Origin of the sequence: Flavobacterium sp. (assembly GCF_043720215.1) — a bacterium.
Classification (GTDB): domain Bacteria; phylum Bacteroidota; class Bacteroidia; order Flavobacteriales; family Flavobacteriaceae; genus Flavobacterium.
The window spans coordinates 1-13037 of record NZ_JAYSSZ010000102.1 but is presented as its reverse complement, the minus strand read 5'-3'; the positions used below and the strand labels follow the sequence as shown (position 1 = coordinate 13037).

The 13037-nt window shown below is 33.8% G+C and carries 12 protein-coding genes and 1 pseudogene; 5 read left to right on the top strand and 8 right to left on the bottom strand.

Annotated elements, in window-relative coordinates; genetic code table 11:
- Window positions 1–121: 121 nt before the first annotated feature.
- Entirely contained in the window at window positions 122–1258 is a 1137-nt protein-coding gene (locus tag ACHZC3_RS04980) for an FIST signal transduction protein (RefSeq protein WP_394758777.1), read from the bottom strand.
- Between the two features lie 354 nt (window positions 1259–1612).
- On the opposite strand from ACHZC3_RS04980, the gene ACHZC3_RS04975 reads away from it, so the two are divergent.
- Window positions 1613–2446 (top strand): methylenetetrahydrofolate reductase, encoded by an 834-nt coding sequence (locus ACHZC3_RS04975; RefSeq protein ID WP_394758776.1) that lies wholly within the window; start codon window positions 1613–1615, stop codon window positions 2444–2446.
- Here the strand turns inward: ACHZC3_RS04975 and ACHZC3_RS04970 are convergent.
- The 7 genes and pseudogenes from ACHZC3_RS04970 to ACHZC3_RS04940 form a co-directional block, all read right to left on the bottom strand.
- Window positions 2445–3752 (bottom strand): annotated as a pseudogene (locus ACHZC3_RS04970) (S41 family peptidase); the annotation flags it as partial. The gene ACHZC3_RS04975 and the pseudogene ACHZC3_RS04970 overlap by 2 nt on opposite strands.
- 2 nt (window positions 3753–3754) lie before the next feature.
- Window positions 3755–4597: a DUF4349 domain-containing protein gene (locus ACHZC3_RS04965; protein WP_394758775.1), complete on the bottom strand. Its 843-nt coding sequence runs from the start codon at window positions 4595–4597 to the stop codon at window positions 3755–3757.
- 306 nt (window positions 4598–4903) lie between these two features.
- On the bottom strand, window positions 4904–6019 hold the full coding sequence (locus ACHZC3_RS04960; RefSeq protein ID WP_394758774.1) for a hypothetical protein: 1116 nt from the start codon (window positions 6017–6019) through the stop codon (window positions 4904–4906).
- Between the two features lie 271 nt (window positions 6020–6290).
- Window positions 6291–7109 (bottom strand): tetratricopeptide repeat protein, encoded by an 819-nt coding sequence (locus ACHZC3_RS04955; protein ID WP_394758773.1) that lies wholly within the window; start codon window positions 7107–7109, stop codon window positions 6291–6293.
- A gap of 47 nt (window positions 7110–7156) precedes the next feature.
- Window positions 7157–7906 (bottom strand): monofunctional biosynthetic peptidoglycan transglycosylase, encoded by a 750-nt coding sequence (gene mtgA, locus ACHZC3_RS04950; protein ID WP_394758772.1) that lies wholly within the window; start codon window positions 7904–7906, stop codon window positions 7157–7159.
- Complete coding sequence (locus ACHZC3_RS04945; protein ID WP_394758771.1) at window positions 7906–9018, bottom strand: NAD(P)/FAD-dependent oxidoreductase; 1113 nt, start codon at window positions 9016–9018, stop codon at window positions 7906–7908. Before ACHZC3_RS04945 ends, mtgA begins: the two co-directional genes overlap by 1 nt.
- Window positions 9019–9150: 132 nt before the next feature.
- Window positions 9151–10296 carry a sensor histidine kinase gene (locus ACHZC3_RS04940; protein WP_394758770.1) on the bottom strand — a complete coding sequence of 382 codons (1146 nt, stop codon included), beginning with the start codon at window positions 10294–10296 and terminating at the stop codon, window positions 9151–9153.
- 102 nt (window positions 10297–10398) lie between these two features.
- Between ACHZC3_RS04940 and ACHZC3_RS04935 the strand changes: the two genes are divergently transcribed.
- From ACHZC3_RS04935 to ACHZC3_RS04920, 4 genes are all read left to right on the top strand, one after another.
- Window positions 10399–11274: a flavin reductase family protein gene (locus tag ACHZC3_RS04935; RefSeq protein WP_394758769.1), complete on the top strand. Its 876-nt coding sequence runs from the start codon at window positions 10399–10401 to the stop codon at window positions 11272–11274.
- Between the two features lie 3 nt (window positions 11275–11277).
- Complete coding sequence (locus ACHZC3_RS04930) at window positions 11278–11655, top strand: DUF3127 domain-containing protein (protein WP_394758768.1); 378 nt, start codon at window positions 11278–11280, stop codon at window positions 11653–11655.
- Window positions 11656–11784: 129 nt separating this feature from the next.
- A complete protein-coding gene (gene aat, locus ACHZC3_RS04925; protein ID WP_394758767.1) occupies window positions 11785–12435 on the top strand; it encodes a leucyl/phenylalanyl-tRNA--protein transferase in 651 nt (216 codons plus the stop codon).
- Window positions 12436–12708: 273 nt separating this feature from the next.
- The coding region (locus tag ACHZC3_RS04920) for a hypothetical protein (protein WP_394758766.1) at window positions 12709–13037 on the top strand (329 nt) is incomplete at its 3' end.

Genomic DNA, 13037 nt, shown 5'->3' with positions numbered 1-13037 from the left:
CTGAAAAATATCTTTCATAACGGATAGTAAAATTTAGAGCGTTTAATTCGTTTTAATTCTTATTTTATCCACATTACACGTAGCTTCGGCTAAAGCCGAAGCTACGTGTGCCAAACAGTTACTAATTTCTTTCTTTTATAGTCACCAAACAACACGTTCCATTGTGAAATTCACAAACGCCATTGCCCAAATTGCCGATTTCACCATAGCTTAGAAAACCAATCATGGGCTTATTCCATTGTTCATAAATGCCTTTAATTTCATCTTCAATAAAAGGACCCAAAGCAGCATGACGACCTTTGCAAGAAAACAGGATAAGGGCATCCACATCGGGTATTTCATTTTTAAAAGACTGAAACTCTGCTACTGTTTTTTCAATAACTTCTATACCCGGTGAAATAGAGAAACGGAATTTATCCCCTTCTTTTATGCTGCCTACCAAGGTTAAAGAACGGTTGTTTTCATCCCCATAAATGGGGCTGCGTAAGACCGCATAATCCGTATCGCGCATCACTTGCAAAGGATATTGCGCTGAAACCGTAGAAAGCGGCTTACCTTTCATGTCCATATCTTCTTTAGCGCCAAAAAAGCGGACGAAAAAGTCTAAAGCTGGTTCGTTATTGATGGTATAAATAGTATTGCCTTGCGCATGTGTTACGGTGTTTTCAGAGCCTAAAGCCTCCCAGCCACTGGTAGCCAAGCCCTTGATTTCAACTTTGTCATTATCAAACACGATAGCCGCCATGCCATCATTTGTATATTCTTTGCGGGTGAAAATATGCGTATTCAAAATCTGCAAATCGTCACCTGCCAAACCGCCAAAAAGTGGAATTTCACGCTGTGTGCCTTGTCTCAAACCCTCCACAACCTTCTCTCCATCGTTTAAAACCCCTGCTGAACACACTATCATGGCAGGGTTTGTAAAAGCTTCTTGCGCAAATTGTCGTAAAGTAGAACCTGTTTCAAGGACCCCCTCCGTATTCCGAACAAAATGAAGGCGATATTTATCCTTCGATATGTCCATTAATAAACAGGAAATAGAGTTTTCTGTTAAAGTATCATCCGTAATTTCACCAGCCGTTGTGCACCCGAGTAGATCAATGCCGCAGTTGTCAAAAATTGAGCTAATTTCTTTAAAATCTTGTTTTGAAGAACAAAAGACGATGCCTAATGTGGGGCGATAACCGTCTTTTAGCAAATTGAGCAAGTTGCTTTCCAGCGATGTTGTACTTCTTGAAATAATTGATTTAGCTTTCATTGTTTTACATTTTTTTATGGTAATGATTGCAATAAGGTATGCAAGGGGAGTGCCTTATTGCCTGCCTTTTTCTTTTAAAGTCATTGATTTGTGACATTTAATGTAGAGGGTTTTTATATAAAAAGTAGGGCAAAAATAATCTTAACTGTTTAATAACGTCGCTTAAATAGCAATATGTAGCTAATTCAAGTAACATATTAGTAATTTTAAAAATGAAAAAATACCCGATTCCTGTGATATTGCATAGTAAAGAGATTTTTTTATTTATTTCTCCGTTTATACGATTAATTAGTGTGGGAGTTCTTGTAAATTTGCACTTCTTTTAACCATATTTTTTTTACAAGCCAAACATTTATGAAAGTAACCGACTATTTTGAAGCGGCAAAGGACAATACCTTAATTTCATTTGAAGTATTACCGCCGCTAAAAGGAGGATCTATGCAAGCCATTTTTAATACGCTTGACCCCTTAATGGAATTTAAACCACCCTTCATTGATGTCACCTATCACCGTGAAGAATTTATATACCGCAAACGCCCCAGTGGCTATTATGAAAAAACGGCTATCCGCAAACGCCCGGGTACTGTCGGTATTTGCGCCGCCATCATGCACCGCTACGGCGTAGATGCTGTGCCCCATTTGATATGTGGGGGCTTCTCGAAAGAAGAAACGGAAAATGCTTTGATTGATTTGAATTTTTTGAATGTCAATAATGTATTGGCATTGAGAGGGGATGCCGCCAAATTTGAGGACAAATTTCTCCCTCATCCCGAAGGGCATGCTTATGCGCTCGACTTGGTGAAACAAGTAGCCGATATGAATTGTGGAAAGTATCTTGACCCCAACATATCCAATGGTGAAAAAACCAATTTCTGTATTGGCATTGCAGGTTATCCAGAAAAGCATTTTGAAGCGCCGAGCTTAAAAACAGACTTAGATTATACCAAAGAAAAGGTGGATGCAGGCGCCAATTATATCGTTACGCAAATGTTTTTCAACAATAAAAAGTATTTTCAATACGTGGACGAGTGCAGAAAAGCAGGTATTAATGTGCCTATCGTTCCGGGCTTGAAACCCATTACTAAAAAATATCAGTTGACTTCCATTCCCCGTTTGTTTTTTATTGATATTCCCGACGAATTGGTCAAAGAAATCAATAAAGCCCAAACCGATGAAGCCATTAAGTAAAATCTGCAAAATCTGCATCTGTTAGTGTTGGGATCTTGTCGCCAAGAGCTGTGTTTTTATAATAATATTGTGTCGCAAAATTAAAAATCGCATCGTTTTTTACTAATGCATCAATAATAGTATTGGTTTTTGTTTCTTCGAGTTCTACATCTGGTAAAACGCCACCACCATCGTAAACAGGTCTGCCTTTTCTGGTTTTAAAAGTATTATAATTTTTTGCTTCAGTACGAATGGCTTTTCCGTTTGCATCTTTTTTAGAATAATCTAGTGCCTGAATACATCTTCCTGAAGGAGTGTAATATCTAGAGATAGTAACTTTTAGTTGGGTTCCATACGTTAAATCGATAGGGCGTTGCACCAATCCTTTTCCAAAACTTCGGCTTCCTATAACGACTGCTCTATCTAAATCTTGCAAAGCACCAGCCACGATTTCACTAGCCGAAGCACTGTGACCATCTACAATAATTGCCAACGGAATTTCAGTATCTACAGGGTTTCTTGACGTTTTATAAGTATTGTTATGTTTGGCAATGTGGGATTTTGTGGTAACAATAATTTCGTTATTGGGTACAAATAAATTACAAACATTTACCGCTTCACTTAACAAACCACCAGGGTTTCCACGTAAATCTAAAATAATTTGTGTGGCGCCTTGTTCTTTTAGTTTTTCTAAAGCATTTTTAGTTTCTGATGATGCTTTTGCATTAAATTTATCTAAAACGATGTAACCTGTTTTGTCGTCTAATTTTCCAAAATACGGAACCGCTTTTACATCTACTTCTTCAAGTATTAATTGTGTTGTTTTTACTTCGCCGTTTCGTTTGTATTTTAGATCTAATTTAGCATTTTTACCACCTTTTAGGAGTTGTGATGCATCTTCTTTAAAATCGGCTAAATTCACATCGCCAATTTGAATAATTTCGTCTCCAGCTTTTAGTCCAGCTTTGTCTGCAGGGTAATTCTTGTATGGTTCGCGAATGATAAGTTTACCATTTTTTCGGGTAACCATGGCGCCAATCCCAGTATATTCTCCAGTATTATTTATTTTAAACTTGGCTACATCTTGCTCGTTAAAATATACGGTGTATGGATCTAGTTCTACCAACATGTTTTTAATGGCTTTATCCATTAATTCACCAGGATTTGTTTCGTCAACATAATTCATATTGACGGTTTTAAACAATGTGGTAAAAATTTCTATTTGTTTGGCAATTTCAAAAAAATCTTCTTTGAAACTTACTCCTACAAATAAGAAACCACTTGCTATTACTGGAATTATATATTTTTTCTTAAAAAGTGTAATCATTTTTATTCTGTTTTTTTCTTAAATCTTCGTTTGATAAAGATAAATAGTAACACGAAAATAATAATAAATGGCCAAACGCCGATGATTCCTAACAGAAAACTTGATAATCCGTTGAAACCTGATTTTATCTCATTCCAGATTTTGCCTCCATAAGAAACTGTAATGCCACTTTGGGAAGCATTGTTCGTATACATTTCGATACTAACAGTGCTCATAGAAACTTGACTTTGCATATACTTTAGCTGACCTTCTTTGGCTTCTATTTCTTCACGAATTTCGGCTAGTTGTTTTTCTATTTCTAGCATTTCCGAAACTTTATTGGCTTTGGTTAGCAATTGAAGATAACGTGCTTCGAGTTTCTTTTTTGCATTCATTCTGGCTTCAATATCAATAAACTCTTCGGTTACATCTTGTTGTGAGATTTCTTTTCTGTCAAAATGGGAAACACCTTGACTTATTTCGCTAATAAAAGCATCAAAATCTTGATTTGGAATTCTAATTGTAAAATTTCGGTAAACTGAATAATCATCTTTGCCAGAATTGTCATTTTGAATGATGGCTTTATGTTTTGTAACTGATTTTTGAATCGTTTGAAAAGAACTTTCTAAATCAGAGCTTTCGAAACGAAGATTTCCAGTTTTGATTATTTTAGTTTCGGATGTTTTTTGAGGAGAATTTACAACAATTGCTTCAGCAGATGCTGCTACTTCCATTGCTGGAGCCGCTTCTTCTGTGACTGGAGCCGCCATATCCATCATTACAACTTTAGAAGGAGCTTCAGCAGCTGCGTCTTTACAAGAAACGGCAAAAAATAAAAGAGAGAAATAAACGAGTGCGTTTTTCATAAGGACAATTTTTAAGAAAGTTAACGGTTTTCTTCTTAAATCCTTATCAAAAATGTAGCCAAAAAATTATTGTATTCATTATAGTTAAAATGTGTGCAATCATATAAAACCATGACTTTAGCGTACTTGCCTTTCACATTCTAAAAAATTTACACAGATTTATCCATTTTATCCACGCAATATGTCTCAAATAAACAAGTATTAAAGCCTTGCAGAATTTAAGTTTACTAGCTAGATTTATTGGCTCTTATTCCATAATCATGGTTTAATTTATGAAGCATTTTTTGAATGTTAACTTCCTGAAAATTAATCTATACAATTACCCACTTGTTTTAAGCGTATAGTAAGCCTATTTAGTTCTACATCTACCTTAGTTTTTGTTCCTGATTCCCCACCCCAAGCTGTATCTCCAGTAAAAACAAAACGTTTTACAAGCTCTCCAGATCCTTGTTGAAAATAATCTGCTTCAAGGTTTCCATCTGTATAGCTTTGTGAAGAAGAATCGTCGCTTACAATACTTATAATCTTTCTATTGGAAGGAGCTGTGTATAGAGTAAAAACATTAAAACCTTCAGCTTTAGTGTTATCCCAAGCAGTTTCTTGTGCTTTCATATACACTCTGACTTTTATTGTATTATTTTCAATAAAAGCATTAACATCAGAGTCAATTCTTGGTCCATGTCCGAAAAAATCTGTATCGCCTTGAATATGAGGAGGAATAAATGTTAATGTTGATGTAGGAATAGAATAATCTTCAATTTCACAATTTGGAATTTGAGGTTGAATAACTGCAATAGATGATAATTCTTGGTTGTTATATTCTAAAGTGATCCTATCACTATTTTGATTTAATGTAACGCCATTATTACCCAGATTAAGGACAATTTGATAATGAGTAAGTCTGTTAATATATTGAGTAAGGGCTGTTTTTTGGCCATTTGAATATAAAAATAATTTTAAATTGGGTTGATTATCAAAATCATAACCAGTAATGTCAATTTTATCCCTTCTGTCAGGTGCTAAAGACATGCGTATTTCGGATGGAATTACTTGACAGAAAACTGGTTTTCTTTCAGGAATAGATTGATTTAATAACTCTGCTTTAATTCGTTGTAATCCCTGAATAACACGAGTCCCTAAGAAATCAGAATTACAGCGTAGTTCAATTCCGCTTGCAGCAATAGTTCTGTTGGCTAATTGTTGTACTTCTGTTTTAATAGTACTTTGAGCATCATCAACTAATTTATTCTCTAATTTCTGTAAAGTAGTTTGCCAACTACTAGATTGGGTTGAAATTTCCGCAATAGCGTCATCAATTAAATTTTCTGTCTTATTTACTGTGTCTGGCAAATTATCCAAAGTTTTTATAACTGAACATCCGCTAATTAACACAATCAAAACGAGGTAGAGTATTGTTTTCATAGTTAAATATTTTAATTGTTTGTTGATACAAATATTTAGCTATTTATTGTTTTTATAACAGGGAAAAAACCTGTTTTTATTAAGTGTTTTAACCCTATAATTTATGATGTGTGAATAAAATTTATACTCCTATGACGTTGAAATAAACAATAAAAACAATATGTAAAAAGTTCCTCATATCGTTTTTAATGCGATTAAATAGTCTCTCTCTTTTTATTATTTATTAAAAATGAATTTGGTTTAAAAAAAGAATGGATTGGTATTCGAATTCTTAGTTTTTCCATCGTTTTTGGTACGGATACGTTTCATAAATAGTATTGTCTTCATTGATTGTATATCCTTTTTTTGCGTCTTCTTTTGCTTCATCATATAATTTAGAAATATTTTCCTGTTTGTCTTCTAACCTTGATAAACAAACAGCTTTATAATATTTAGCATCAGAGAAATTTGGGTATATTTTTAGTGCTTTGTCAAACTCAACTATTGCTTCGTTCCATTTTTTTTGCTCATATTTTGAAATTCCATAATAAAAAAGAGCTGTTGGATGTTCTAATCCTTGCCTGTTTTTATAGATATCCTCTATGTAATCTTTGAAGAGTATTTCGGCTTTTGAAAATTCATTAAGTTGCAAAAAGGACAAACCAATATAAAAGTTATAGGTGTGATCCATGACGTAATTATTTCCAAACTTTTTCTTGCAATCTTCAAAGTCAATAATCGCTTCTTTATAGGTTTTTGCAAAAATACATTTTATAAATGCTCTATAAGATTGCCATCTTTCAGGATTATATTGTACAGCTTTGTCGATATAAATCATTCCAACTTCATATTTCTTAGCTTTAAAATATGGCATCGCTTTTTGTTGCCATAAATAAGCAATGGTACTATCTTTTTTAAGTCCTTGATCTAAAATATTTTGCCATTCGGCCATTTGATAATTATAGTTGTATTTTTCGGCGCCATTAGTTACAAATTCTTCAATTATTGCTTCTTGATTTTTCTTTTTTAATTCTTGTTCGGTTGGATTGTTTTGTCCAAAAGCCATTTGAATCATTAGAAAGCAAATAGTTGTAAAAAACTTATAAGTCATAATTTATATTTTATGTCAATTTATAAAGCAGTGTTTATTGTCGGTTTTTAATACTCTAACTGTCCAACTTGACGCATAACTCTTATGGTTTTATTTTTTCTTCTTTCTACATAAGAAGAAGAATTGGTTGCCTTGTATTTTCTAGGATTTGGAAGGATTGCAGCGATTGAAGCCGCCTCGTATTTGGTTAAATTCTTTGCGCTTTTGTGAAACCAGTGTTTGCTTGCAGCTTGGGCACCATATACACCATCACCCATTTCGATGCTGTTAAGATAGACTTCCATGATGCGTTCTTTACCCCAAAAAAGCTCGATAAGAACAGTAAAATAGGCTTCTAAAGCTTTTCTTAAATAACTACGTCCTTGCCATAAGAAAACATTTTTCGCAGTTTGTTGCGAAATGGTACTGCCTCCTTTTAGTTTTTTCCCTTTCAAATTGCTTTTAAAAGCCTTGTTCATAGCACTAAAATCGAAACCATTGTGTTTCAAGAAATAACCATCTTCACTAGCTACTACTGCTTTTTGCAAATTCATCGAAATGTCTTCGATTGGCATCCATTCGTGACTACAAACCATATCTTTTCCATCGGCATTATGTTCTAACGCCCGAATTGCCATAAGTGGTGTGTAAAACACAGGAACAAATCTAAAAATGATAACCATAAGTACTGAAAGTCCTACGAACCACATAATAAATTTGAAAACAAATCGTTTTAATTTACTCCAAAAACTGGTGTTTTCTTTTTTAGGAGTTGGCTTTGATTTTACTTTAGGTTTTGTTACTTTTTTTGTCGCCATTATATTAAATCTGCTAATTCTTGTCCTACTAAACTTCCTATGGCTACACCCATTCCCCCTAACCTTACGCCACAATATACGTTTTCTGATAATTGTTCTACGATTGGTCTTTTGCTATTACCTAAGCCCATAATCCCAGACCAACGATGTGCGATTTTGAAATCGGTGTTGGGCAAAATTACTGTTTTTAGAATTTCTTCTAGTTTATTTTGTATTATTTCTGTTTGGCCAAATTGTGACGTGTTTTCTCCTTCAAAATCAAGGTTTCTGCCGCCACCAAATAATATTCTATCATTTATATTCCTGAAATAATAATACCCTTTGTCTAAGTGAAAAGTGCCTTTTATATCTAAATTCGGAATAGGTTCTGTGATTAAAACTTGTGCTCTAGCAGGTTTCACTGCATTGTTTGTTAATTCACCAGCAAAACCATTGGTAGCAAAAAGTAGTTTTTTTGTTGTAAAACTATAATCGTTTACTTGAATTTCTACACCATTTGCATTGTCATTAAAGCTAGAAACAGTCTGATTATTCAAAACTAAAATTCCATTAGATTGTGCTTTTTTTAATAAAGCTTGCATCATGTTTCCGGTATCTATTTGAGCTTCAAACGGATTGAAAATCGTATATTCCTGTATGTTGTTGAAACCAAATCGGTCGATGTTCTTCTCGAAAACATCAGCTTTGAAAATTGGTTTTAAAATATCATTAATGAAAGGTAATTTTTGTAAACACTCGTTATAAGTAGATTCGTCTTTTTTTAGAAACAATTCATATCCTCCGAAAGGCTTAAAATCTATTGCTTCGTCAGTAAGATTTTTTCTAAGTAATTGCAAACCTTGCCAACGTTTTTGTACGAGTTGAATAACTTCTTCTTCTGTGTGTGATTTTAAATCGTCGATGATTTCCGACAAGCTTCCAAAACAAGCAAAGCCTGCATTTTTAGTGCTTGCACCTTCAGGTAACATTCCTTTTTCTAGGATTATAATTTTGCTTTCAGGAAATTTTTCACGTAAACGCAACGCAGTGTGAAGCCCAACAATTCCGCTTCCCACAATCGTATAATCTACATTTGTAAACCAATTTTTGAGTTCCCAATAACTTAAATTCATGCGTTTTTTATTTTTTGTATAAATTTAGGATGTAAAAAAATTAACCACAAAAGGCACAAAAGTTTTTCTAAGTTTTAAACTAATATTTTCTAAATTTTTCTTTAGCGCCTTTTGTGTTAAAAACAACTAAATTCATCGTTTATAACTTATTTGAATTGTTGTTCCTTTATTTATTTCAGAATGCAAAACTCTTATTCGACCATTGTGGTATTCTTCCACAATTCTTTTGGTTAACGAAAGGCCCAATCCCCAGCCTCTTTTTTTGGTTGTAAAACCCGGTTCAAAGATAGTTTTAAATTGGTTTTTAGGAATTCCTTTTCCAGAATCTGTTACTTTTATTTTTGCAATTTTTCCATCATCTTCAATGGTTACATCAATAGAACCGCGACCTTTCATGGCATCAATAGCGTTTTTTACTAGGTTTTCTATCGTCCAACTATGTAAGGTTGGGTTTATTGAAATTGGGATTTGATGCTGAGGTGCTTTAAACGTAAAAATAACTTGTTTAGAAAATCTAGACTGCAAATATTCGAACGCTTTTTGGGTTTCTTCGACCAAATCTTTTTCTTCCAAAACAGGTTCCGAACCTATTTTAGAAAAGCGATCGGTAATATTTAACAATCGATGTATGTCTTTTTCAATTTCTTCTACTGTCGTTTCGTCTACATTATCGGCTTTCATAATTTCGACCCAACCAATGAGCGATGACAATGGTGTTCCTATTTGATGGGCCGTTTCCTTTGCCATTCCTGCCCAAAGTTTGTTTTGTCCAGAAATTTTATTGGTTTTATAATAGTTGTAGACCAAAGCGCCAAACAAGAAAATTATTAATAATAAGGCAATAGGATAATATTTTAATTTGTTTAGCAATGGAGAATTTGTGTAGTACAAATAATGAAATTTCCCTTTTACATACTCCATTTCTACACGCTTGTTGGCGTTTTTGAAGCTTTTTAAAAGTGCTTTTGCTTTTATCGAATCTTTGATAATGGTTTCGTCAATATTTATAGATTGAAGAATACTATCTTTCTGATTGGTTAATAAAATTGGAATAGTACTGTTGTTTGAAATAATCTGAAACGGCAGATCAAGATCAGTATCTGAAGTAGCATTGTTGATGCTTTTTTGTGCTTCAGCCCATAATTCTATTTTTAAGCGTTCCTCATTTTTAAAAATTTGAAAAAAAGTATAGGTATTCCACAAAATCAGCACAGTGATAAGGAACGAGGAGAGGATTAGAACCCAGCGGGTTGTATTTTTTCGATTAGAAAACTGCATATTTTTTCTTGAGTGTATAAATATATGAAAAAAGACATTAATGATTTAGTATAATTATTTCTATTCGATTGCTTTTCTTATTTTTGTACAAAACAAACAATTATGCTCAGCATTTCTCCAAAAGATATCACTACAGCGCAACTACAAGGCTATTTGCAAGGCGCTGTAAGCCCAAGACCTATTGCTTTTGCAAGCACAATAGATGCTGATGGAAACCCAAATTTATCACCATTTAGTTTTTTTAATGTTTTTAGCGCCAATCCGCCTATTCTTATTTTTTCACCAGCAAGAAGAGTGCGCGACAATACCACAAAACACACTTTAGAAAACGCAAAGGCGACTCGCGAAGTAGTTATAAATGTAGTAAATTACGACATCGTACAACAAACCTCATTGTCCAGTACCGAATATGCTGAAGGTATTAACGAATTTCTAAAAGCTGGTTTAACACCTATTGCTTCCGATGTTGTAAAACCTTTTCGTGTGGCAGAATCGCCTGTTCAGTTTGAATGTAAAGTCAACGAAATTATCGAATTGGGTCAAGAAGGCGGCGCAGGAAATTTAATTATTTGTGAAGTAGTTCGTATTCATATTAATGAAGAAATTTTGGATGAAAAAGGAGCAATTGACCAATATAAAATCGATTTAGTGTCGAGATTGGGTGGAAACTGGTATTCTCGTTCCAATCAAGGTTTGTTTGAAGTGCCAAAACCATTGATAACACTAGGGATTGGGGTAGATAATATTCCAAATTTTATTAAAGAAAGTGCCATTTTTGATGGAAATGATTTGGGTATGTTAGGAAATATTGAAGCCTTGCCAACTGAAGAAGAAATTACTATATTTGTACACGAAAATTTTGCCGTAAAAGGTGTTTTAAGTTCAGATGATGAGCAAAAAGTGCAGTTGAAAGCAAAAGAATATTTGAATAATCAAGACGTACTTTCGGCATGGAAAGTATTATTAGCAAAACGATAAGTTATGGAAGTTACAGGAAAAATTAAAGTGGTTGGGGCAGAACAACAAATTAGTGCCTCATTTAAAAAAAGAGAATTGGTTGTAACCACAGATGAGCAATATCCACAATCGATAATGATAGAATTTGTTCAAGATAAAGCTGATTTATTAAACAGCTACAATGTTGGAGAAGATGTAAAAGTATCTATTAATTTAGGTGGTAGAGAATGGGTAAATCCACAAGGAGAAACTAAATATTTCAATAGTATAAAAGGTTGGAGAATAGAGCGTTTGGCTGCTGCACAAGCACCAAGTACACAATCGCCGCCAATGCCATCAGCTGAAACATTTGAACCAGCGGCAAGCTTTAAAGAAGAAGAGCACGACGATTTACCTTTCTAGTTCTAGAGAATAGAAGTAAAAAGAAAGAGCAAAGAAGTCATTCTGAATAATGTGTATTGTCTTAATTTGAGAATCACTAGTTCAGAATGACTTTTGTTTTTTGATATTGATTTGAAATTGTTATTTATTATGCATTTTTTGACCCAAGACTTATCTTTTCCAAACACAAACGAATCCACGCCCGATGGGCTTTTGGCTATTGGTGGCGATTTATCTACCGAAAGATTATTATTGGCTTACGAAAGCGGAATTTTTCCTTGGTTCGAAGAGGGTGAGCCCATCATGTGGTGGTCGCCAAGGCAAAGAATGGTTTTATTTCTAGAGGAATTGATAGTTTCTCACAGTATGCGAAATATTATTAATAAAAATATTTTTCAAGTGACTTTCAACAAAGCTTTTCGGGAAGTCATTCAAAATTGTCAAGCCATAAAGCGAGAAGGACAATACGGCACTTGGATTACTGATGAAATGATTGAATCCTATTGTAAACTTAATGAATTAGGCAAAGCGATATCTGTTGAGGTTTGGCAAAACGACACTTTAGTTGGCGGATTGTACGGTGTAGATATGTTTCCTGTTTTTTGTGGCGAAAGTATGTTTTCGAAATTGAGTAATGCTTCGAAAATGGCGTTTATTTCGTTGGTAAATTATCTAAAAACAAACCAGTATAATTTATTAGATTGCCAGATTTACAACGACCATTTAGATAGTTTGGGTTGTCGAGAAATTCCGAGAGGAGAGTTTTTGAGTATTTTGAAGAAAAACACATCAGCCGTATAAGGCATATTTAAAAGTTGGGAAAAAGGCTGCCTTTTGCTAATATGGCCCTTTTGTGTAATTCAGAACATTGCAAAGTACGTGCTCATTGACAGTAATACGAACGTAGAAAAAAGAAACAATAAAAATAAAAATGTTGATTAATCTATTTCTACTTACGTGTTGTCATCAATTATTTTGTGGCGGAGATTATGGATATTCTCAATTAAAAAAATAATCATTAAAATAGAAAGTAGTTGTGCGTATATTTGTAAACTTAATAATATTACCTAACCTATGAAAACTTATTTTTACTTTGCATTAGTATTATTATTAGCTGTTGCCTGTAATCCAGAGGAAAGTGGACCTACTGTTGAAGAAGTTCAAGCAAATATAAATGTTGGTATTATCCTCCCGCTTAAGGATAGAGACTTTTCCTTTCATAATAATGGCGTTCATGGTGTGTATGAAATTCCAACCGGGCAAAAATTTTTTAAAGGAAAAATAGCACTTTCAGGAAACTTAAGTGTTTCCCCGGTCGATTTCACTGTAAAATGGGTTAGTGATATAGATGGAGAATTGTTTGTAGGTCATCCCAATGATAATTTTGAAAGTACGCTTACAAC